Source organism: Rhizobium bangladeshense, from assembly GCF_001662075.1.
Lineage (GTDB): Bacteria > Pseudomonadota > Alphaproteobacteria > Rhizobiales > Rhizobiaceae > Rhizobium > Rhizobium bangladeshense_B.
In genome coordinates, this window is the sequence record NZ_LYPL01000011.1 from 212,999 (window position 1) to 235,145 (window position 22,147).

A 22,147-nucleotide genomic window follows, 5' to 3' on the forward strand; every position below is an offset into this window, starting at 1 on the left:
TCAGGTTCATATCTCGAGGCAAGTATCGCCGTGATCTCAGGATACCGCGTCAGCCTGGGTTATCCCAGATATTCGATGTCAAGCTCCTTGGGCAGACCGGCGGTTTCAGCACTCGAAATGCCTGTCTTGCGGCACCAGCGAATATAAAGACGCAAAGGTTCACGAAACAGATCGATATTCGTAGCTTGCCCAGCCAGCCGTTTTGCCAGCGTAATGGGAAGGTGAAGAAACGCCCACGAAACGCCCTTGCGGATAAAATATTGGGTTTTCGGTTCCGGCTGGATTTCCGTTCCATACAGCCGGTTGAGGTAAACGGCAGACCGGCCATAGCGAGAGAATTGTTCGTTTAATCCGGCCAGGGTCGTGCGGTGTCGATGAAGGACCTTTGCTCCAGCACAGTAGCGAAGCTCGAAGTCGGTGCTCTTCTGTACCCGCCAGCACATGTCCGCATCGCCGCCTGTCTTAAGACGTGAGCGAAACAGACCGGCTTTCTGAAAGGCCTCACGACGATAGGCGACATTTGCCGTTTGAAAAAATGGGAGAAAGGGATTCTTGAGGCTGTGTTCCTGGGACAGCACGTTGGCTTCGGAGCTGAATCTTTCGACCAGAGAATCGCCGTGGCTCGCTTGAATTGCACCACCAACGATCCCGATCTCCGGCCTGTCGAAGGCTTCCAGCATCCGAGCAGCCCACTCAGGTTCGGGAACGCAATCCGAGTCAGTGAATAGGAGAATATTGCCTCTTGCAGCTCGAATTCCGGCGTTGCGGGCGGCGTAGGAACTCTGAATGTTGTTTTCGTCAACGCATCTCACGGTTATAGGCAGTTTCTTGGCGTATTCGTTGACGATGCCTTTGGTGTTGTCTTTGCTATTATTGTTGACGATTATGTATTCAACTTGATCAGCATCAATCGTCTGCTTCGAAAATGCATCGAGGATGATCGATATATCGTTTTCGTTATTGTATGCAGGCACAATAACACTTAATAGAATCATATCTATTTCCCCACCATCAGAATGGTTGTCTGGTTTCCGAAAACTCGGATGTCTGAACCGAACCATCGCGCTCGTCATTCGTCGCCATGCGGCCGTAACGCGAAATGATTTTGATGTCGCTGCGGATTATCTTGGCCGGGTTGCCGGCGACGAGCGAGCGCGGCGGCACGCTCTTGGTTACCACCGAGCCCGAGCCGATGACGCATTCGTCGCCGATTTCGATGCCGGGCAAAATGATGCTGCGGGCGCCGATGAAGCAGCGTTTGCCGATCCTCGTGTGCAGATAGAGCCCGCGCGTCAGGTCGTGGGTCAGGATCGCGGCTTCGAAGGCAACATAGGTTTCCGCGCCGATATGCAATCCTTTCGGGTTGGTCTTATCGAACCGCACGCTTAAGGAAAAGCTTGCCGTCGGATCGATGTCCATTCCCCAGAATTTCGTATAATAGAGCCACTTGGCCCTGACGATTCCGTTCCGCAGCGGCCGAAATACGTTCAGTCCCCACTTCGGCTTCTTTCCTGTCTGCACCATCAAGTCCGACCCCGGCTGGCAAATTCGTCTAGAACGGAACTGTAATAGTCCTCTAGCATTCCCGTTTGACGACGTATGTCGAAACGCTCGGCCACCAGAAGCGGTGCCCGCGCGCTGAAGGCTGTCCACAAGGCCTGGTCGTTGAGCAGCCTTCCGACCGCTTCCGCCATGCCCGCGACATCCCGCTCCTCCACGAGATAACCAGTTTTCCCCTCCTCGATCGCTTCGCCCACGCCTCCCGAGCGGAATGCGACGACCGGAGTGCCGACGGCCTCGGCCTCGAGATTGGCGAGGCCGAACGCTTCCGCGTGACCATTGTCGAGGGTCACGCTGCCGTGGAGATAAAGCTCTGCACTGGCCAGCAGATCCCTTATCTCAGTCTGCGACAGATTTTCATGGATCGTGACGCTTGGCAAGGAACGACGCGCCAGCGTCTCGATTTCCTCTTTCAGCGGTCCCTGACCCACCATGACGAATTCGACCGGCGTGCCGGTCGCCGCCACGCGCGCCAGCGCGTCGATCATGAAGCGGTGGCCCTTATAGTCGACGAAACGGGCGATGGAAACCACCAGTCCCTTTTTTCGCGGACGAGGCTCCATTTTGAAGAGATCGAGATCGATGCCAATGTGGTGGCGATAGACGCGGTCGGCACGGAAGCCGAGCGCCAGCAACCGGTCGCGGATGAAATCGGAAACGGCAATATTCCAGCTGTTCCAGCCGGCCATTTCGCTGCGGCCCTTGGCGAAGAAGCGCACCTGATTGAAGCCGCCCGGTTTTTTCGGATCGCCGCGATAGGTGGCGTCGAAACCGTGAAACGTCGTCACGAGCGGTTTGCCGGCGGCCCGCGCCAACGGGCCGATGACATAGCCGTTCTTGCCGAAATGCGCGTGAACGAGATCGGCCTGACCGATGGCGGGAAAGAGGAAAGGGAGGCCGATCTGAGGAATTTTCAACAGAAGTTCACCGGCCCGCGCGATCGGCGACCGGCGGATGTCGTGAACCGGGACAGTGGATTTTTTGGTGTGGGCCGAGGAAATTCGCGTGCCGGCAAGAATTTCTGCCTCGAACAAACGAAACGCTACCGCCTGATTGAGAACAAATGCCTGGCTGGCAGGCAGAAATTTTTCTACATAAATAACTGCCTTTTTCATGAATCTGTCGATGTCTCCGTTGTCTTTCGCATCACATCGCCTCTATTGCCTGCCTGATGCCATCAACTGAACTGCGCGGCGCGTTGTTTTCATCGTAAAGATTAATGCGCTTTGTGCAGGCTCCATCGGCATCGGTCCCCGTTTTATCGGGCTCGCCGTATTTTTCCGACATGCCCCATACGGTGACGCCTTGCAAGTCGCCACGTTCGGCTGCCACGGTGATCACGTCGCGGAAAATATCGGCGTAGGCGGCCTGCGTGAAGCCTTGGTCGTGCTTCAGGAAGTGGCAAGACGCATCGAGTTCGGTGATATAGACAGCAATACCCATATCCTTCAGAGCCGCGCAGAATCGCCCCATTCCCTCCGGATCTAGCCGGTCGAGGCCCGGGCGGAAATGCGCCTGCAGCCCCACCGCGTTGATCGGAGTCTTCCTGGTGACGAGATCCTCGACGATTTTGAGAATGTGCACGCGCTTTTGTTCGAAGATAGCGGATTTTTTCTCAAGATGCGTTTCGTTGAGAACCAGCGTCGCGCCCGGATCGGCCTCATGCGCCATATCGAAGCTCATGCGAATATAATCGTCGCCGAGAAGGCGTCGGAAAACACAGTTCCGAAGGTCGGGCGCATCATATTCCAACGGCTCGTTCACCACATCCCAGGCATCGATCGACCCCTTATAGCGAGCGACAACCTGTTTTATATGACGGTTCATGACCGTCCGAAGCGCTTGCGCGTCGGTGATCTCAGACACCCAGTCCGGGACGCGATACCAGATCAGCGTATGCCCATAAATCCTCATGTTGTTTTTTCGCGCGAATGCAACCACCCTGTCGGCGCCAGTAAAGGAGAAAACGCCGGGACTCTTTTCCGTCGCTTTCCACTTCAATTCGTTGCGCGGCGTTATCGAATTGACGTTCTCGACATAGAATTCGCAAGCGCCCGGATCGCCGATATTTTGCAGGTCGATTGCCGATCCGAATCGGAACGATTTGCTGTCGGCAAGCGCGCGCAGCCCGGCTTCCGCCGGCGCCCTGGCCAGGACCGTGCCCGCCTGGACACAAGACAGCGCGAGCGGAATCGAAGCGAGGAACTCTCTTCTGTTCATTTGATCCCTCGCTGTGGGCTTTTCTCATGTCCGCGACCGAACTTGCGACAGCCGGGTCGGTTTGCGGCGGTTCCGTCTCGAGTTGCGTTTGCTTTGGCGGAGTAATGCAACCTCAAATATACTTTCCCCGGAGCGAATACTGTGAGCATCCGCTAGACTTTTCAGCCCGTGCCAAGATATAGATCTTCCCGGAGGACGCTCGTGATGGAAGATTGGTTCAGCTACGTGATGAGCGTTTTTCATATGGCATTTCAAAATGCCGTTTTTTTTATGGCGACCCTTCGAAACGCTCTCGCTGTTCTCGATGACCTGGGGTTCGCAGCCGTCATTTCCGGGGTCTTCGGCGTGTTCGTCATTCTCCTTGCGACGCTCGTGGGGATGTCCCGGCGGCTGGGTCGACCGGCGGATGCTATTCGCCTGCTGAACGACGACCTCGCCCAGGTCACGCACGATCTGCATGTCGAGCGTGTCTGGCGCCTTGCCAGCGGTGACGGCAGCGAACGACCGAGCGGGGACAGTTTGAAAGAGCTGTACAAGATTCTGGCCCGGCATGGCGACGATGCAAGTCGCATGGCCTGATAGGCAGGTTAATGGCGTGCGGCGTCCGCCGCTTTCCCGATTTATTGCCTTGATGCCGGCGCCGGTTGCGAAGGGTCGGTCCCGACCATCGGCTCCGGCGATGGAAGCCAGGTTCTGTCGGAAAAATAGTTTCTCGTTCTCTTCTGGGGGCCCGAGGCCGCATCCAACGAGAGCGTGAAATTGTAACGGTCCGGATTGAGCACCTCGCGACTGAAGGTGATGCTGGCGCCGAAGCCGTCTTCCTTGATGTCCCTCAGGTTCTGGATTGCGTTCAACGCCTCACGAAAATCGAGCCATTGCGGTTGGCTCAGCATGACCTCAAAAATCCGCAGGATGTTCGGGTCGAGCTGGCCATATTGGTCAGTCTCGGGATTGACGATCTTCACGCGTATGTTGTTGATCGTGCCGGCAGCGTCGCCGCGAACGATGACGAAGATGGAACTGGGAAGCTGATCCTTTTCACGTCTGCCGTTGTGTTCGAAAAAGCACTCGAAGGTATTGGCGTTGAAGCTCGCTGCCGCCCATTCGCTGGTTTCAATGCCGGCGTCGCGCAGGGCCGCGCACATTGCCGCTCCTGAAATGCGCCACGTCCGGAGGAAGGTCGATGCGGTCTGCGCCATAGGCGGTTCGGTGGCATGCAAGGGTAGCGTGACGGAGACGGTGGGCGCCGGGCGGGGAAGCGCCTTTGGCGGCGGGGGCTTGACCCCATATGAAAAGAGACCGAAGCCGAAATAGCGATCGATCGTCCTCAAGTGCTTCATGTCGTTGGAAAGAAGCACAGTTCCCATGATGAGCGAGAGGGAAACCGTCAGCAGCAACCAGAAGACCACGGGAATCCGCGGTTTTCCCACTGGCTGTTTCACATATGCGGGCGACGAATTCTCGGGCAAGCTCATCTTCTCCGATACGCGAGAAGGGTTTCGATCGGGCAGTCTTGATCCAGCAGTATACATCCATCCGTTAAATATCTTTGGCTTGCTGTTCGGCATCTGGGCGTGCCATCGCCGGGAAGCGTGCGATTCATATTTTGGCAGAGGCGTTTTGAGCTCACTGGACTTTGATCCTGTCCTATGCGCCGACCCGCGGCAGCAGCGAAGACCGCGGATGATCCACGGCCGTGACTGGCAAGCGGGTCGCCGCAGTCTGGTTTGCTTCTCGGCCTCGGCGGGTTTTTCTTCCCGTTGTTGGCGGCATTTTAGAGTCGCCGAATCCGATCCAATTTCTCTGCGCGCGATCATTTGTTGATGCTGCCATCTTTGTTTTATCTTCGCGCAAAGGTTAAATTTCTTATTACAAAACTGCAGGTTATATTCTTGGTCTATATCCTGTTTTGCCAGGTTTTACCCAATTTTCGACGTATTCTTCTATAGGGTCCCGCGAATTGCAGAAGGAGAGGGATATGTCCGTCGAACTTGATGCGACCACCTATATCCACGCCAAACCGACAACCGCGCATTCCTACATCCTGCCAGCTGTGCTTGGGTTGCTGGAGGGTCATTTTGCCGGCTCGGCGAAGACCAATGTCTTCGATCTGGGATGCGGCACGGGCGGGGCGGCGGCAGTTCTTGCGAGAAAGGGATACCGCGTCGTCGGCGTCGATCCTTCAAGCGATGGCATCGCCAAGGCCAATGTCAATTACCCCGGGCTGCCGCTGAGTGTCGGTTCGGCCTATGACGAGCTTGCCGGCGAATACGGCACCTTCGACGCTGTGATCAGCCTGGAGGTGGTCGAGCATGTCTATGATCCCAGGGCATTCACCTCGACGATGTATGATCTGGTCAAGCCCGGCGGCATTGCCGTCGTATCGACGCCCTATCACGGCTACCTAAAGAATGTCGCCCTGGCGGCGCTTGGGAAAATGGATGATCACTTCATGCCGCTGAGGGATCATGGACATATCAAGTTCTGGTCGAGAAACACCCTGAGCACGCTGCTGCTCGATGCCGGTTTCCGCAGTATTCGTTTCGAATATGTCGGAAGGATACCTGCTCTTGCCAAGTCGATGATCGCCGTGGCTGAAAAGCCTCTTTAGTGAGACAGGGCCGTGGGGGCCGATTTCGACAATCCGTCCCCGCTCTGATTTTCTCGATAAGGAACTCCTTATATATGTGCGTCATGGCGCGCGCCTGCGGTAGTCCACAGGTTGTTTCCACTGTGCGCGGCGCTGAAAAAAATCCTTACAAAATATTTACTTTTAGTTGCATTTTTGCTCAAATTCTTCATTATACAGCGGGCGTGCTGATAAAGCGGGAGACTTATTCACATGAAGGCCAAATCGCCGAATTCGATCGACGTCTATGTTGGCAACCGCGTGAGAGTTCGGCGAAAGACGCTCGGGATGACCCAGCACGGTTTGGCTGAACTTCTGGGCATTACCTTTCAACAGATTCAGAAATACGAAAAAGGAACGAATCGCATCGGCGCCAGCCGTCTTCAGCGCATTTCGGAGATCCTTCGCGTGCCCGTCGGCTTTTTCTTTGAGAACGGCGGTTCCGGACCAATCGAAGGTGAGACGAGCGAGTTGAACAAGTTCCTCTCGTCGAAGGAAGGACTGGCGCTCAACAAGGCGTTTATCGCCATCGAGGATCCGAATATCAGGCAAAAACTGGTGGCGCTGGCCAAAAGCCTGGCGGTTTCGGGCTTGCCCGACATCGACAGCGACCTGCAGGATCCGGTCGTGCACAACTGAGGATGGATCGTGCTTCATCTGCAGACATTTGGCGATCTGCGGTTGACCGAGACGAATGGCGAGCTGGTTCGCTATCCGATCAAAGGTCTGTTGATGATGGCCCATATCTATGCCGGGGCGAGCCCTGAGCTCAGCCGCTATGAACTGGCACAGTTTCTATGGAGCGACGTCGAGCCGGAATTAGCGCGGCTCAACCTGCGTAAAATGCTGTCTCGCATCCGCGAAATGGACGGCGGACGCGCTGAAATAGCGTTCGATTTCACCGCCACGACGGTTCGCCTGAACATGCAGGCGGTTTCGAGCGATCTGGATGTCTTTCGGGCCGGCGGAGCGCCGCTGGATCGGCTGCAGGCCATCGCGGAATTGGCCCAGCGCGGTTTCATCGGAAATATCAAGCCGGCGACAAAGCCGATAGATGCGTGGATCAGGGCGCAGCGGGACACCCAGGCGCTGCAATTGCGTCAGGCATTGCTGGAGGCGCTGCCCGAGGTGCAGAAGCACGGCGCGGCACGCATCATTTCGAGCGCCGCCCTGCAAATCCTCGAGCGGGACCCGAATGACGAGCAAGTGAGGGCGCTGCTGCACCAGATATCCCGCGGCTCGTCGTTTTCCGAGAGATTGGCAAATGGCGACGGCCCTCCAAGGGTGGAGGTGAAGCGCTCCGAGCCTGGCAGCCAGCCGACCGACATCGAAAGCATGTCGGCGCCGCTGATCCTGCCTCGTCTGGTGTTGCTTCCCCCGACAGCCAAGCAGGCCGATGCCGGACTTGCCCTTGCCAACGCCCTGATCGAAGACGTCACCATAGAACTGTGCGCGCTTCGAAACATTTCCATCGTCGCGCCGCATACGGCCGGCCAGATCCGCCGTGACTCCGAGAAGGCGGCTGTGGTCGCCCGACACTCGATCGCCTATCTTCTGGACACCCGATTTTCCGAAGAGGGGTTGTTTGCGCAGCTGATCTACTTTCCCACGGACGAGATCATCTGGGCCAACCGCTTTGCGATGAACCCCGATATATTGCCGCGCCAAAGGCGGGTGATCGCCCAGCAACTGACCGTGTCGGTGGCGCGTGAGCTGGCTGAGAACGAGGAGGAGCGGTTACGTTTCGAAGCCAATCCTGGGGCTTATCACGCTTATCTCGTTGGCTCGAGCTTGATGAGTAAACTAACCTTGCCGCATATCCGCCGGGCACGGAAGGCGTTCAAGCAGTCGCTGTCGCATAAGGCGGATTTCTCCGCCTCATTTACCGGACTGGCGAGAACCTTCACCAGTGAATGGCTCGTGACTGCGCAGGGAGACAACGAGCTGCTGCATCTGGCAGAGCAGAATGCGCTTCGCGCAATCGAGCGGGATCCGGCATCGGCGGCGGGCCATCGCGAGCTTGGCGTCACCAAACTCTATCTCGGCGATGTCGATGCCAGTGTCGCCTCACTTCATCTGGCGGAGGAGCTCAGCCCGCATTTTGCCGACGTCATCTACAGCCATGCCGACACGCTCGTGCATGCCTCCCGTCCAGGTGATGCGCTCGCCAAGATCCAGAGAGCGATTTCGCTCAATCCGCTCGCGCCTGATGCCTATCTCTGGTGCGCCGCGGGAGCTAGCTTCTTTCTGGAACAGTATGAGGAGGCCATCGCCTATGTCGAGGCGATGAAAGACAAAGCGCCGGCCCATCGCATCGCCGCGGCCAGTTGCGCAATGATCGGCGATCGAAAGCGGGCGCTTTTCCATCGGCAGCGTGCTGAAAGCATCAATCCGGTTTTCGACGTCGAGAAGTGGCTCGCCATCGTTCCGTTCAAGGAGCATTGGCAAAAAGAGCTATACCGGGAGGGCCTGTTGAAGGCCGGTTTTTAATAATAAATTAGGGGCATTTACATGGCGAAAGTAGTCGTTATAGGAATACCGGGCGAGGCTGGTCTTTGGCTCGCCGATCTCGACGCGGGCACGGTTACGCCGCTCAATCCGACGGGGGATTTGGCGACTGTGAGCAGCCTGCGAAAAGCCGGTGGTACATTCGTGAAGGGCGTCGACTTGGCTGTCGCCGTTTCGTCGGCGCAGGTCGCTCTTTCCGGCCACGTCGACGGCTGAGCCGGCATCTGACGAACCAATCGACATATTCCGACAGGATCATATCGCCGCGGGAAACTCTTTCCCGCGTCGAGCCGTTGTTGTCCAGATTCGGGGTTACCAGGGTGGCGCGACATACCGGGCTCGACGACATCGGAATCCCCGTCTGGTGCGCATACACCCCGAATTCTCGATCGATCGTGATTGCTCAGGGGAAAGGCCTGACCGATGTCGATGCCAAGGTGTCCACGATCATGGAAGCCCTGGAACGTGCCGTTGCCGGCGAACCGTTCGTCGATCGGCTCCGCAGCAGCGCGTCCGGCCTGCGGGCGATGGGGTACAAGATCGACGCGCTGGACTGCCTGATCGCCATCCATAAACCCGACCTCGGGCCGGACGAGGAGACGGATTGGGTGGCCGGCATCGATATTCTCACCGGCGGGAAGATTTATATCCCCTTTGAAGCGGTGGTGCTCGACCGTACGCGCGATGCCCGATACTGGATGTCATCGGACGGCCTAGCCTCGGGAAACAACCTCGAGGAGGCGATTTTCCACGGTGTGCTCGAGCGGATCGAGCGGGACGCGCATGTGCTTTGGCAAGTCAGCGCGGAAGTGGATCGTTATGCTGGCTGCGTCGATCCCCGCGGATTCCAGGATGACGCCTTGGGCCGGTTGATCGACAAGATTGAAGCGTCGGGATTGACGCTCAGGCTCTTCGATATCACCAGCGACATCGCCATACCCTGCTTCACCGCCATGTTAGGCCCCGGGGATTGCATTCCGGATCTGCGGCATCGCCACGGCGGCAGGGACATCCGCCTTGTCGAGGTGACCGGCGGCACGGGGGCACATCCGTCTCCGGTGCGCGCGGCCATTCGGGCGGTAACCGAAGCCGTGCAATCGCGGCTCACCTATATCAGCGGAGCCAGGGACGATATTTCTCCAGCCACGTTTTCAAGATCCTTGCCGCCGCTGATGCGCCGAGCCTTCGACGCAGTCCCCGTATCGCCGGGCTCAGCACCGGAACATTGGCCACGGGATCTGGCGCAGATGCTGCAGCATGTGCTGGAGGCTTTGCGAATAAGAGGGATCGGCTCGGTCATCGCCGTGCGCCTCAGCGCGGACACGCTTCCCTTCAGCGTCGTCAAGGTCGTTATTCCCGCGCTCGAAAATCCGGAAGGGGAACGTGCTCGGCGGTTGGGAACAAGGGCGCTGGCGAGAGCGATAGGCTTTTGAAGATCATTTTCGCAGGTCCCAGTCTTCCCGACGCAGCCGCGCTTGCCGGCGAGGCGATACGCGTCCGGCCGCCTGCGACGCAGGGGGATCTTCTGGCTGCGGTGGAACAGAGTGCCAATGTCATCGGCCTGATCGACGGCGGCTTCGAATATGCCGCGCCGGTCTGGCATAAGGAAATTCTCCGCGCTCTCTCGCTTGGCGTGACGGTGCTGGGGGCGGCAAGCATGGGCGCGCTGCGGGCTGCAGAATGCCATCCGTTCGGCATGATCGGGATCGGCCGCATTTTCGAAGACTACCGCTCGGGCCGGCTGGTCGATGATGCCGCCGTCGCGCTCGTGCACGCGCCGAGCGCGCTCGGCAGCAAACCGTTGACGGTGCCGCTGGTCAATGTCAGCGCCACCCTCGATGCCATGGAAAGGAATGAATTGCTTCCAGGAGGCGTGCGCCGGGAGCTTGAAAATGCCGCCAGCGCGATCTTTTTCAAGAGGCGGACGTGGCGGGCGATCGTCGAGCAATGCGCGGGCATAGCTGCGCCGGATCGTCCGAAACTATTTTCGGCCCTTGTCGCGCATTCCGTCGATCAAAAACGCCTCGATGCGCTGGAGTTGTTGAAAGAAGTGCAGGCAGCCGCAGATATCCGCGTGAATGCCGATTTGTCCTGGAAATTGCACGAGACCGCATTTCCTACACGGCCTGCATTGTGAAACGAATGCAGCAATCGTCACCGGGAGTTGTGTCACGCTTTTTTCACGGGCTTGGCCACGCCAGCCCGCGTATTGTTCCTTCAATTCGTTGGAGAAATGGGCATGGGCGTGACATCGGCTGCTAACATAAATGCGGACCTCAGGGCGGAAGAGGCTCTGGACGAATTGGTCGCACTGGCGCGAATGATCGCCTATGCGCGACAGGTCGCTCAGGATGTCAAACTGCCATTCGCGACGAATTGCCTCGATCTTGCCCTTGAGGCGGTGAAGCAGGAGGTCGGGGAGGAACTGACCAAGGATCTGGCTGAATTGAGCTCCCCGGTTCCGCAAGTGAGCGTAAAGAGACATTAGTCTAGCTTTCGGAGCTCTCGAAGGCGAGATCGGCCACCAACCACCGCGGCCGAAGTCGCGTAAATCGCAGGGATTGACTCACCTCGGAGCAAGGCTACGGTCTTTCAGGTAGCGGGTGTCGCGTGAAATTCAGCTGCTTTGCGCGAGGCGGGAAAAATCATGCCTTCACACTGATAGCCGACCTGCGTTCCTCTTCCCCGGCTTCACGTTAAAATGGTTTATCCATGTCACGGTCTTTTCCTGCGATCGCCGCTCTTCTTGCTCTGATCCCGGCCGCCGGCCATGCCAGCGAGGCGCGGGGAAAATCGACGCCTCCTGCTGCGAATGGGTGTGTGGAAGTCAGTGGAACGGCCTTGACCGGAATGGCCGGAGGCCCAGCCTATTCGGCAGCCGAGCTCAAATGCGGCGCGAAGCTCTCGCTGGTGCTGCGGCGCCAGACCGGCAGGGATGGAAACCTTCCCGTCTGGAGCACGGTCGATCAGGTGACGATTGTCAAGCCCAGCCCCCGCCACGAACTTCTGCAACCGGGCTATTGCTCGTCGAGCCGGTTTCCTCAGGACTTCGTCTTTGCGCTCGGCAGGATGGTGGAACAGCCGGATGGTTCCTATCGATCGGAGAGCGTCGTCAAAGCCTGGAGGGCCGATATCAAGCGCGAAAGACTGGCCGCGATTCCGGTCGATGGTCTGCTTTGCGCGGTGGACCCGGCTGATTGATAGGGACGACAACACCCTCAGCGAAAATACCGCCCCCACTCTCCGGCCACATCCTGGGCTCCCCGCAGGGGGCTTCGAAGGGTGAGGCCGGCCACTGGTGTTCTCTGCGGCAATGGATGAGTGCTGCCGGGATAGGGGCGGCGCAATCGATCTATTCGGAAATCGATTTGATTGGAGCCTGGGAGAAATCCGGAGTGGGTCTTGGGCTGCCGCTATTCGGGCTGTATTCGATACCCGGGCACAATAGACATTCAAAATGTACGGTAAGCGGTTTCGTTGACGTTGTCTCCGGGCGGGGAGACGGCGGCGAGTTTGGTCTCAGTGGTCGTCTGATCGGCCGGGCCGGCCGATCCCTGATCTCAATGGGTCAAATTGCGCTTCTGAGCCAGCAGTAAAATGTAATCGTCGGCAATGTCCGCGATGGCCATTGCGACTTCCGCCGGATCGCACCCCTCGACCTTCGTGTTTGCAATGAACTGATAAACCGCTTTCTCGATCTGCTTCCGGCAGATCATCACGCGTTCATCATAACCAAATTCCGGAATCTGCGATGCTATATCACTCATCAGGTCGGCTCCTCACTACTTGCAGTGACCATGACACAAATTATAAGTTGAGCAAGTAAATGCTTTACGAACGGTTAATTCAATGACGCGGTGCGACCATTTCGACACAGATTTGGTCAGTCAAAGGCATTTGGGTGTGTTGAATTGAGCGAAGTCATTCGCGCAGGTGGATTGACTGTTCACGCCGGGCGTCGCTCGACGAGAGTGGGTGTCTCTGAGCCTGCGGCTCTTTGGTCTCGGGCCACCTGGCGGATTTGAAGTGACCGGTCGAAGGCTTGCCGATGCCGGTCTGGCTGCTGTGGGATGACCTGCGTAATTCTTTGATTTTTCAAGAGTTAAATCTCCGTTCGCCTTCACGATCATCATTCTCCGAAGTTTGAATTGTGTTGCGCACTATCGAGGCCGGCTCATGCCGAGATCGTCGATTTGCTCCTGACTGCTCCTTCCCAAGTGTTGCCTGGCCGCGCCATGGAGGCGAAGGAAACGGGAAAAGAATGTGAGGATGTCTTATGTTTTTTCGACAAGGATGTAAGGCGGTGCCGTTGAGCGGCATGTGAAATAACTTCGGATAATAAATAAGATAAAATTAAAATTTTATCAAAAGGTAAAAATATATATTTCAGATAATGGTTGTATTTAAGAGTTGGTTTTGTGATGACTGAACTGTTTATGGTTAATAGCGGCAAGATGTGCTTATTTCAATAATAAAGATGAGCTGGTCTATCACTTTATAATAACGACATTATCTCTATGGGGGCGAATTTTCTGTTCAGTAATTTCGTCGCCAAGCGGAAGCACTTGGCGCCGAGCGCGAGTCCGGTCATTACTTGCGGATAGACAGGTCTGCGCAAGGCCATCGCAACGGGGAATACCGCTGTCGGCGCAGCACTTCTTTATTCGATGCAGCGATCATAACGGTTGCCCCGCTGCAACCTGTCCCTCGCAAAGGTGAGGACCCGCCGGGGTGGTTGACGGGTCCTCTGGTAGGGCTTCTTCCGCAGTGCGTAGCTATGATTGCGCTTAATCTTGATATTGTCACAGACTATTATCGGTAGATTATAGTTTCCCACAGTTTTGTCATTTTCGCGACCACAGATATTTTTCGCCGTGTTCGATTTGTACTGAGTAATTAAGAAATAAGTTGGCAACGGATTGGAGGTGCCGGCCTTCAGAACCGGAAATGCTCTAAAGCGCGTTACGTCAAATATGAAGCATGCGACGCCTTTTGTCCTTTGTCTTGATGCATGTCGTTGTCCCGGTACCGCTGCACCCTTCCGGGCGACAATGCATTATCTCTTCGAGGTCGCAGCGCAATCTCCGCCGCAACGGTCGATCTCCGACAAGCGCCGGAACAAGGCCTTCGTTCGGAAACGTGACCATCCGCCAACCAGTGGGATAACAGGGTCTATTTCCTCGAATTTTTTGAATTTCTTCTGCTTTTGCCGCCAGAGCGGCCGGGCTTTCGACAACGCCCTGTTTGCGGCTCTGGCGGCTTTTGAAAAGATCAGTTTGGTAATGACGCTGGCAGCAAGCAAGGGACTATGACGATAGACGTGCTTGAGCGAGGCTGCGGCGCTGTGCCAATCTTTCAACGCCGCAAATTTTGAGAATGCATAGAGGTGGGCCGAGGCGCGGGCGCAGCTGACGACGAAAGCAGGAAGCTGCGGATTGCGGGCGACGCATCGCTCATAGACGGCCAGAAGCGATTGCGCCATTCGGGATCTGTCGGCGGACATGGCCGCGGCGTGAACGCGATAGCCCACCAGGCCGAGTGGCACCGCCTCGATCTTGAAATGCTCGGCGGTGCGAAGTTCGAAATCGAAGTCTTCGCATCCTCCGATTCCCTGATTGGCATAGCTCGGATCGTAGCCGCCGATCTTGTCTATGACGGCACGGCGCACCATGAAGCCGCTGCCATTGCCGACGAAGCGGAAGACGAGATGGCGGATGAGAATGGATTCCCGGGCGCTGAGCGACGAGCCGGACCGCGTGCAATATCCCTCGGAATCGACCATACGGTGAAGGGCATAGACCGCGCCCCAGGCCTCGGGCAGGGGATGGAGCGCCGACAGCATTCTTTCGACATATGTCGGATGCCAGAGGTCGTCCGCATCCAGGAAGGCGAGATATCCGGCCTTCGATGCTGCGATCCCGGTATTGCGCGCCGCGGCGACGCCGCGGTTTTCCGTCGATAGAAGCTGGATCCTCGGATCGTCGGCGGCGAAGCGGCGGCAGATGGAGGCCGTCTCGTCGGTCGAGCCGTCGTCGACGACAATGATCTCCAGCGCCTTGTGGGTCTGATCGATGACGGACTGAAGCGTCTCGGCGATATAGTCACTGGCATTGTAGGCGGGGATCACGACCGCCACCAAAATTTCCGACCTGGTCGACATCTCCATCACCATCGCCGTCACCCGAGTTTCGATGCGAGTGTCGGCGGGCGTAGATCGATCTGGTTCTTCATCATCCTGGCGACCGCAGGGCGATGGCTGACGACGATCAGCGTTCGGCCGGCATCTTCCTTGATTGCCGAAAACACCCGCATTTCGGTATTTTCATCGAGCGCGCTCGTGGCTTCGTCCAGGAGCAGGATCTGCGGCCGGCCGGCCAGCGCGCGCGCCAGGCCGATGCGCTGGCGCTGTCCGCCTGACAGCCGCACAGCCTCGTCGCCCAGCCATTCGTCGAAGCCTTCCGGCAGATTTTCGATGAATTCCGTGGCGCAGGCGACATCGGCGGCCCACCTGACGTCCTCATCGGAGATATCCCGACGGAAGCGGATGTTGTCGAGGACCGTGCCCTCCATCAGTTCGACATCCTGGCCCGAGACCGAGAGCAGGTGCAGCCAGCTCGCGCGGTCGACATCGGCGAGGTCCCTGCCGTCGAGCGTGATCCGGCCTCGCGTCGGCCGGGTGAGATCGAGGATCATGTTGAGGATTGTCGTTTTGCCGGAGCCACTTGGTCCGGTCAGAGCCGTCGTTTCGCCTGCCTTGATCGAAAAGTTGAGGTTTTGAACGGCCGGGGCATTCGCCTGCTCATAGGTGAAGGAGACGTCGTGGAAGACGATGGCTTCCGCCAGGCGGGTGACCGGCACCCCTTGCGCCACCTGCTTGGCGTCGTCCTTTTCGGAAAGCAGCGCCAGGACGTTCTGCAGAGACGCTTCCATCTCGTAAAGGCGCAGAATCTGGGAGTCGAATCCCTTGATGTGCGGCTGGAGCCGGTAAAGCAGGATGGTGGCCGAAAGCGCTGCCTTGAAATCCACCGGCAGGAATTCCGAGGACAGGATGATCGTCAGGATGACCCCAAACGTCAGGATTTCGCTCAACAGTGAGGTCGCGGCCCCCATCCAGTCCGAGTGGCGCCAGGTCCGGCCGACTTCGCTGGATAGTGTCGCGAAGAGCTGCTGGTGGCGCTGCTCGAGGCCGAAGCTTTTGACCGCCTTCAAGGTCTGCAGCGTGGTCCAGCTCAGCTGCGTCAAGGCTTCGACAGCGGCCAGCGCCGAAGCGCCGAGACGCCGATAGGCCCCGGCAAAGAACCCCAAGGCGAAGTTATGGACAAAGCCGAAGACAAGCCCGAGCAAGGCGATCGGCCAGGCCATGACAAGCATGCCGATGCCGAAGATGACGATCGTGCCGAAATTGACACCGAGACGCACCAGGCTCGCATGGGCCGAGGATACCGCATAGGCTTCGGTGGCGATTACATTGATCAGATCGCTGCGCTCATAGTGCTGAAAGCGCTGGAACGGGATGGTCAGGATCTTGGCGTAGAGACGATCGCGCATGCGATCGCTGATCTTGTGGTTGATCGCGCTTGTGATCAGCGAGTTGACGAATCCGAGAAGAATGCGCAGCAGGATGGAGGTGATGAGGATGCCGATCAGCACCGGTTTGGAAAGACTGAGGTCGACGCCGCCGAAAATCGCCGGAAGCCCGGCAACGGCGGAACCGGAACCTGCGCCCTGCTGGCCGAGAATAAAGACCAGGCTCACCAGAAAGGTGATGCCGACCATCTCCGAAAATCCGGTGAGAATGCCGAGGATGATCATCACCGTCATCTTCAGCCGCAACGCCGGCACGAGCTGCAGAAGCTCGCGGTAGCGGGCCGCGATGACCATGTTGTAGGCGCCGGCCGGCCGGGAGGCGGATGTGCGAAACCTATTCATTGTCGACCATCCGCGACGATGTCGGGCTGAGCACGCCGCCGAGCGACATGAAACGATCGCTGAACAGCGTGCCTGCCTGCGGAGCGGCCGCACCGGCAACGCGGGTCTTCGATCGGGCCGAAGGCTTTCGCAGGATATGTTTTGCAATGCGCACGCCATGGCGTTTTGCCAGACGAAAGCTCTGCCGCAGGCTATGGACGATCAAGTGCGGGCCATATTGTCCCGCCATCATCGGCGCCAGCTTCCTGAGCTGGGCGTAATCGCGGTTTGCCAGGGCCTTGTTGAAATACCAGTGCGTCGTGTTGAATTTGGCGGTCTCGATATCGCGCCGCAGATGCGGGTAGCGGTCGATGATTGGCGCCATCACCAGGGCGTGGGATTTCAGCATCCGATGGGCGTTGCTCGACATGTTTCCCCGGGTGAAGCGATAACCGGTGAGGAAATCGGGAACCAGCGCAAAGGGCAGGCTCTCGGCGAGAGCGAGATAGAGCTTCAGATCCTCGCAGCCCTCGGCGCCGCTGTCGCGCAGTCCGGCGTCGTAACCGCCGCAGCGCAGAACCTCGGCGCGCGGCATCAACGGCGTGCTGCCATTGCCGATGAAGTTTTCCCGTAGCAGCGGTTCGAAGATGTTGCCCTCATGCAGGACCGGGCGTGAATGGCCGAAAATGACGCCGTTTTCGTCGATCGCCGCATACCAGTTGTAGGCGACGCCTTGGCCGCCGGGAAATTTTTGCAGCGACTGCAGCTGGCGCTCGATCTTCTCGGGATGCCATATGTCGTCGGCATCGACAGGCGCCACATAGACGCCCCGCGCCTCGCCGATGCCGTGGTTGCGGGCGCGGGCGACGCCGCCATTGGCCTGCCGGAGAACCCGGACACGGCGGTCGGTGAGGCTATAGTCGTTCGCAAGCGCAAAGGTGCCGTCCCGCGACCCGTCATCGACCACAAGGATTTCGAGCTTGTCGTAGGTTTGGTTCGAGACGCTTTGCAACGTTTCGAGAAGCGTCTTTTCCGCGTTGTAGGCCGGAATGACGACGGTGATCACAAGGGGCGCTGCAGTGGCGATGATTGTCATCCGATAAAGGCTCCGGGCAGGCCCATCAGTGCCGGGAAGGCTTCAAGCGGCCGGTCGCCGCGGACTTCGAGGCGCGGCAGACCGAAGACATTGTCGGAAAAGGCGGCTGTCGCGGCGCGTGTGGTGAAGCCGATCGTGTAGCCGGCAAGGGAAAGAATGCCCGGCACCCTGAAGTCGGTGGCGCCGTAGGGCAGCGCTATCGAAACCACAGAACCGCCCAGCCGGCTTTCCAGCGCATGGCGCGACCGCAGGGCTTCGGCGAGCAAGGCATCGTTTTCCATCGCGCTCGCCGGCGTGTGGGAGGCGAGATGGGAGCCGAAGCTGATGCCTTTCTCTTGCAGTTCCTGCAGATCCGGCCACGCCATCAGCGCCGCTGACTCGCCATAGGCGCAATCCCAGTCCGAGCGGCCGCCGACCTTGTCGGTGACGACGAAGACGTCGGCGCTGAAGTCATTCTCGGCCAGGATCGGGAAGGCGTTGGTGCGGAAATCGAGATAGGCGTCGTCGAAGGTCAGCATGACGGGCCGGCCCTGGATCGGCTTGCCGCTGCGCAAAAGATTGGCGAGCGACGGCGCCGTCACGGCGTAATAGCCATGCCGGCGCAGGAATTGCATCTGCTTGCGGAACATTTCCGGCGGCGTGCGGAAGCGCCGCAGCGCGGCGGGGCCGTGCTCGGCGATGCGATGATACATCAGGATGGGGATGGAGGTCGTCACCTCGGTTGCCCATGCCGCCTCGCGCGCGACGCCCGCCGGTCCCGAGATGATGTGCTTTGCCACATCGACGTCCATCGGCGTTCCATGCGTCTCGATCCGCAGGACGGGATCGGCCACGGTGGCTTTGCGGAAGCGGTGGATGGCGTAAAGCGCGGTGTCGATCGTCTCTTCGAGGGCAAGCCCGGCCTGTTCGGTAAAGACCCGCTTGATCGTTGCGACGCCGAAGGGATGGTCCCAATCGAAACCCGTTCGGCCGGGTTCGTCCCGGCGGAGATGCGGATGGGCGGTGATCAGACAGCCCCCGGGCTTTAGCGCCGCCGCCATCTTGCGGCAGACGTCCGCGAGCATCTGCTCGTCCTTCATGTAATAAAGCACTTCGGAGCAGAGGATGAGATCCTGATCGGAGGGAAGCTCGTGCCTGACGAAGTCGAGAACCCGGAGCTCGACATTGGGCAGGTCGCGGCAGCGCTTGGTCGCCCTGTCGATCGCCCGTTGCGAAATATCGGCGGCTGTCACCCGGCCGACCTCTCGAGCCAGCTTCTCGGTGAAAATCCCTTCGGCGCAGGCAAGTTCCAGGGCCGTCTCCGTGCCTTGCGGAACGAGGCTCAAGGTCTGCGCATATTTGACCTGCTCGTAGACCGAGAGGTAGTTCCAGGGATCCGGGCGTTCGAACACATGCTCCCAATATTCCTCTGCGGATTGAGGCGGAGGATTTTGCCTTTCCTTCTCCGCCCGCGGCCCGGCGGCAGGGCCGACATGCGGCGGCAGGCTGCGTTTGAGATCGTGCAGAATGTCGGAGAGACGGGCGTCATTATCCTGCTCGTCGCTTGGCGCCCGGGCAAGCATGGCATCGCGGCCGGTTCGCACCAGAAGCTTTTCGAGGCGCGCCCGGCGCCGGCCGCCGCGGATGACGAGACCGCCGAAGTTTCGGTAGCCGCGCAGCGCCTCCCTCGTCCACGCACCGGCATAGGCGAACGTGCGAGGGGTCTGAAAATGCTCTCCCGCCCGCATCTCCTGCATGATCAGCCGGGTTTGCGCCCGGATCGACAGATCGCCCCAGAGCGGCCCGACAAAGGTGCCGATATGCTCGTCGCCGGAAAAAGCGTGCATGATCAGCGTATCGGCCTGTTCGGCCCTGGTGACCCTGGAAAGCGCGCCGAGCTCGACGCTCACCACCTGGATCGTGCCGAGCGTGAAGGATCGCCGCAGGTTGCCGGCGGATAACTGCCAGGCGGCGGCTTCGAGGATCTTGCGGCCGGTGCCGGGCAGGGAATGCCGCTGGATCAGCTCGACGAGCAGACGCAAAGTCGGCCACCATTGCTCGGGCGCATCCATGAGATCGTCGGCCAGGTCGGGCAGCAGGCCGGTCTGCAGGCCGTGCAGGATCACGCCGGCAAAGAAGCTCTCATAGCCTGCGGCATCCGGGATGTCCGGCAGCAGTGCGGCGAGGGCCGCTATATCCAGGCTCGGATCGTGCTTGGCCGCGATGACCCAGACGAGCATGCGCAATCGGCTGACGGCAGGCGTGATCCAGCCGGTCTCCGAACCTTCGGCGGGCAAGCCGTGCTGCCGGCGCAGCGCCTCGGCCTTCGTCGTCACGCAAATGGCGTCACGCACCAGTTTCGCCGGATCGCCGGAAAGCGAGCCCGGCTTCATGCGATAAAAAGCCAGGCAGGCGTCGACACGGCGAAATTCTACGCCTGCAAAAGCCATGCGCAGCCAGAGATCCCACTCCTCGCAGGTCTGCAGACGCTCATCCATGCCGCCGACCTGCTCGAAAAGGCTTTTGGGAAAGACTACCGTATGAATGGCGAGCGCACAGAAGGACGAGAATTCGCGCCTGGCGGCATCGCCGGCGAGCAGGGGCGCCTGTTCCACCGGCATCCGCCGGCCATCCGGGGCGACCCGGCGGTAGGAGCAATAGGCGATGGCCGGCGGCGATCTATCCTCGGTCATCGGCAGCATGGTTTCGATGAAAGCCGGGTCCAGCCAGTCGTCGGCATCGAGCATGCAGAGCAGAGGGGCGGTGGCGAGTCGGGCGGCGTGGTTTCTGGCCGCCGCAGCGCCGGCATTGGTCTGGCGGGCGGCGACGATGCGGCTGTCGGCTGCGGCAATCGCCTCAAGCAGCTCCCAGGTGCGGTCGCTCGAACCGTCGTCGACGACCACCGCCTGCCAGTTCGTCCGCGTCTGCCGCTGCAGGCTGGCAAGCGCTTCGGCAAGCGTGTCCTCGGCGTTATAAGCAGGAATGAGGAAGGAAATGTCCGGCGTCACAGCTGTCACCATGCGCGCATCTTCCAGCGGCGCAGAACGTAGAGCGCGCCGTAGACGCTGCCGAGCATCTCCTGCTTCAGGAAGAAATCGCGCGAGGTGGCGCCCCTGCGTAGGCGTTTGCGCAGCCTGCCGGCGAAATATTTCGGGAAAGAGATGAGGATTCGCCGGAGGTTGCCGCCGTTGCCAGTGTTTTGATACTGCACCAACAGCGCGGCGATATGGCCGCTCATATATTGCTGGATCTGCCTGGCGAGCCCCCGCATATCCTTGCGATGAAAGTGCCAGGAAACCGCGGTCGGCTCGTAGCGGCAGACATGGCCGTGATGCAGCAGCCGGTTCCAATATTCGGAATCGCCCGAGCAGCCGGCCGCCCCCATATCGAGGCGGACGTCGAACAGGCCGATCTCGTCGAACACCTTGCGGCGGAAGGCCTGGCTTGCGCCGGCGCCGATCGTCCAGACCGGCGCGCCGTAGCGCCTGTGGCTGTCGTAGAAATCCCGGCCGAAATCCTGCCTGATGTAACCGCGGCCGAAACCCCAGTGCTTTTCGAAGATGAACTGCGCCGGCGTTGCGAGTTCTCCGGGCAGGATCAGCCCGGTGACGCAGCCGATCTCCGGCCGGTCGAACGCCTTCATCAGGCTCTCCAGCCATCGCTGGTGGAGAACGACGTCGTCATCGGTAAAGGCGACGAATTCGGTTTTGGCCGCGCGGATGGCGGCATTGCGGGCAAAATCTAGCCCGACCCGGTCTTCGCGGACATAGTTGGCGCCCGCTTCTTCGACGACGCGGCGGGTCGCATCGCCTGAAGACGCATTGTCAACCACGATGATCTCGGCCGGCTTCAGCGATTGTTCGGGGATCGAGGCGAGGCACCGGCGCAGTTCTTCCGGCCGGTCCTTGGTGCAGATCAGAATGCTGACGTCGCGATTTTGCAGGGTTGTCTGCGCCACCTGGCGCGCATGCGCGAGCGTCTCCGGCCGCACGACACGGCCGGCAAGCTCGGCCGCGGGCTCGGCCCCGTCGACATAGGCCTGTCCGACGGGCAGGCCGTCGGCGAGAAAAACCACGAGCCCGGCCGATATCGGCGCCGCGCCGGCATCCGGCTGATGCGACGCGAGATCGAGATAGTGAATCGGTACGGGAAAATTGACAGTCGCCAGATCGGACGGAATGATTTCCTGCATCGTTACTCTCTCAACGCATCACGAGCACAGGCCGGCACAAAGCCGCGCCCGGAAT

General features: G+C 59.2%; 20 protein-coding genes. 9 read left to right on the forward strand and 11 right to left on the reverse strand.

Features of this window, described 5'->3' with window-relative positions:
* Positions 1 to 59: 59 nt before the first annotated feature.
* The 4 genes from A7X77_RS21725 to A7X77_RS21740 are packed head-to-tail and all read right to left on the reverse strand — an operon-like array spanning position 60 to position 3,780.
* Entirely contained in the window at positions 60 to 995 is a 936-nt protein-coding gene (locus A7X77_RS21725) for a glycosyltransferase (protein WP_064684904.1), read from the reverse strand.
* Between the two features lie 16 nt (positions 996 to 1,011).
* The gene (locus A7X77_RS21730) at positions 1,012 to 1,524 is read right to left on the reverse strand and encodes an acyltransferase (RefSeq protein ID WP_064684905.1); all 513 of its coding nucleotides are present in this window, start codon (positions 1,522 to 1,524) and stop codon (positions 1,012 to 1,014) included.
* Positions 1,524 to 2,675 (reverse strand): glycosyltransferase, encoded by a 1,152-nt coding sequence (locus A7X77_RS21735; RefSeq protein WP_064684906.1) that lies wholly within the window; start codon positions 2,673 to 2,675, stop codon positions 1,524 to 1,526. The genes A7X77_RS21730 and A7X77_RS21735 overlap by 1 nt, the downstream gene beginning before the upstream one ends.
* Positions 2,676 to 2,706: 31 nt before the next feature.
* Complete coding sequence (locus tag A7X77_RS21740) at positions 2,707 to 3,780, reverse strand: endo-1,4-beta-xylanase (protein WP_064684907.1); 1,074 nt, start codon at positions 3,778 to 3,780, stop codon at positions 2,707 to 2,709.
* A gap of 204 nt (positions 3,781 to 3,984) precedes the next feature.
* Between A7X77_RS21740 and A7X77_RS21745 the strand changes: the two genes are divergently transcribed.
* Entirely contained in the window at positions 3,985 to 4,359 is a 375-nt protein-coding gene (locus tag A7X77_RS21745) for a hypothetical protein (protein WP_064684908.1), read from the forward strand.
* 41 nt (positions 4,360 to 4,400) lie between these two features.
* Here A7X77_RS21745 and A7X77_RS21750 read toward each other — a convergent pair whose 3' ends face one another.
* The gene (locus A7X77_RS21750; RefSeq protein ID WP_064684949.1) at positions 4,401 to 5,249 is read right to left on the reverse strand and encodes a DUF6030 family protein; all 849 of its coding nucleotides are present in this window, start codon (positions 5,247 to 5,249) and stop codon (positions 4,401 to 4,403) included.
* Between the two features lie 509 nt (positions 5,250 to 5,758).
* Here A7X77_RS21750 and A7X77_RS21755 point away from each other — a divergent pair.
* The 8 genes from A7X77_RS21755 (at position 5,759) to A7X77_RS21790 (ending at position 12,118) form a co-directional block, all read left to right on the forward strand.
* A complete protein-coding gene (locus A7X77_RS21755) occupies positions 5,759 to 6,391 on the forward strand; it encodes a class I SAM-dependent methyltransferase (protein ID WP_064684909.1) in 633 nt (210 codons plus the stop codon).
* A 231-nt stretch (positions 6,392 to 6,622) separates the two neighbouring features.
* Complete coding sequence (locus tag A7X77_RS21760) at positions 6,623 to 7,048, forward strand: helix-turn-helix domain-containing protein (protein ID WP_064684910.1); 426 nt, start codon at positions 6,623 to 6,625, stop codon at positions 7,046 to 7,048.
* A gap of 9 nt (positions 7,049 to 7,057) precedes the next feature.
* Positions 7,058 to 8,899: a hypothetical protein gene (locus A7X77_RS21765; protein WP_064684911.1), complete on the forward strand. Its 1,842-nt coding sequence runs from the start codon at positions 7,058 to 7,060 to the stop codon at positions 8,897 to 8,899.
* Positions 8,900 to 8,920: 21 nt separating this feature from the next.
* Positions 8,921 to 9,133: a hypothetical protein gene (locus A7X77_RS21770; protein WP_064684912.1), complete on the forward strand. Its 213-nt coding sequence runs from the start codon at positions 8,921 to 8,923 to the stop codon at positions 9,131 to 9,133.
* 41 nt (positions 9,134 to 9,174) lie between these two features.
* The gene (locus tag A7X77_RS21775) at positions 9,175 to 10,350 is read left to right on the forward strand and encodes a YcaO-like family protein (protein WP_064684950.1); all 1,176 of its coding nucleotides are present in this window, start codon (positions 9,175 to 9,177) and stop codon (positions 10,348 to 10,350) included.
* Complete coding sequence (locus A7X77_RS21780; protein WP_064684913.1) at positions 10,347 to 11,054, forward strand: TfuA-like protein; 708 nt, start codon at positions 10,347 to 10,349, stop codon at positions 11,052 to 11,054. Before A7X77_RS21775 ends, A7X77_RS21780 begins: the two co-directional genes overlap by 4 nt.
* Before the next feature lie 102 nt (positions 11,055 to 11,156).
* Positions 11,157 to 11,405: a hypothetical protein gene (locus tag A7X77_RS21785; RefSeq protein ID WP_064684914.1), complete on the forward strand. Its 249-nt coding sequence runs from the start codon at positions 11,157 to 11,159 to the stop codon at positions 11,403 to 11,405.
* A 362-nt stretch (positions 11,406 to 11,767) separates the two neighbouring features.
* Positions 11,768 to 12,118 carry a hypothetical protein gene (locus A7X77_RS21790; RefSeq protein ID WP_245293780.1) on the forward strand — a complete coding sequence of 117 codons (351 nt, stop codon included), beginning with the start codon at positions 11,768 to 11,770 and terminating at the stop codon, positions 12,116 to 12,118.
* A gap of 359 nt (positions 12,119 to 12,477) precedes the next feature.
* Here A7X77_RS21790 and A7X77_RS21795 read toward each other — a convergent pair whose 3' ends face one another.
* The 6 genes from A7X77_RS21795 to A7X77_RS21820 form a co-directional block, all read right to left on the reverse strand.
* Complete coding sequence (locus A7X77_RS21795) at positions 12,478 to 12,684, reverse strand: hypothetical protein (protein WP_003542083.1); 207 nt, start codon at positions 12,682 to 12,684, stop codon at positions 12,478 to 12,480.
* Positions 12,685 to 13,973: 1,289 nt separating this feature from the next.
* The gene (locus A7X77_RS21800; protein WP_064684951.1) at positions 13,974 to 15,083 is read right to left on the reverse strand and encodes a glycosyltransferase family 2 protein; all 1,110 of its coding nucleotides are present in this window, start codon (positions 15,081 to 15,083) and stop codon (positions 13,974 to 13,976) included.
* An 11-nt stretch (positions 15,084 to 15,094) separates the two neighbouring features.
* Entirely contained in the window at positions 15,095 to 16,846 is a 1,752-nt protein-coding gene (locus tag A7X77_RS21805; protein ID WP_064684916.1) for an ABC transporter ATP-binding protein, read from the reverse strand.
* The gene (locus A7X77_RS21810) at positions 16,839 to 17,921 is read right to left on the reverse strand and encodes a glycosyltransferase family 2 protein (protein WP_064684917.1); all 1,083 of its coding nucleotides are present in this window, start codon (positions 17,919 to 17,921) and stop codon (positions 16,839 to 16,841) included. Before A7X77_RS21810 ends, A7X77_RS21805 begins: the two co-directional genes overlap by 8 nt.
* A complete protein-coding gene (locus tag A7X77_RS21815) occupies positions 17,918 to 20,920 on the reverse strand; it encodes a trifunctional glycosyltransferase/class I SAM-dependent methyltransferase/polysaccharide deacetylase (protein ID WP_064684918.1) in 3,003 nt (1,000 codons plus the stop codon). The genes A7X77_RS21810 and A7X77_RS21815 overlap by 4 nt, the downstream gene beginning before the upstream one ends.
* On the reverse strand, positions 20,914 to 22,092 hold the full coding sequence (locus tag A7X77_RS21820; protein WP_064684919.1) for a glycosyltransferase family 2 protein: 1,179 nt from the start codon (positions 22,090 to 22,092) through the stop codon (positions 20,914 to 20,916). Before A7X77_RS21820 ends, A7X77_RS21815 begins: the two co-directional genes overlap by 7 nt.
* Positions 22,093 to 22,147 lie beyond the last annotated feature (55 nt).